At 39.8% G+C, this 407-nt stretch carries 1 protein-coding gene; it reads left to right on the forward strand.

Annotated features, from left to right (window positions below):
* A partial coding sequence (locus tag AC1DLM_RS35565) for a PP2C family protein-serine/threonine phosphatase (protein WP_477572643.1) occupies positions 1 to 327 on the forward strand: 327 nt, incomplete at its 5' end.
* Positions 328 to 407 lie beyond the last annotated feature (80 nt).

Consider the following 407-nt stretch of genomic DNA (forward strand, 5'->3'; position numbering starts at 1 on the left):
GGCTTTTTCTATTGCAATAAAGAGAACAAATTTTACGATTTAGATGCAAAAGGGCTTGTACTTGGAATCGCACCAGATTTTGATTATAAGCAGTATGAGAAGCATTTGGACGTAGGAGATATGGTGATCTTATTCTCCGATGGTGTTACAGAATCTAAGTCGGAGGACGGCTTTTTAGAGCGGGAGGATATCAAAGCGCTTATAGCAGAGCACCTACCCTACTCAGCTCAGGAAATGGTCGATGCCATCTATGCCAGCTTACTCAAGCTACAAGATTTTCAGCTTCACGATGACTTCACTTTACTTGTGCTCAAAAGAAAGGTTTAGAAAGTGAAGATGCGGGTATATAAAATTCTAGGAAACAAGAATTTCGAGGTGAATGCATAATGAATATGACAGTGAAAGAG

It is taken from the genome of Paenibacillus sp. 01T442, from assembly GCF_056398345.1.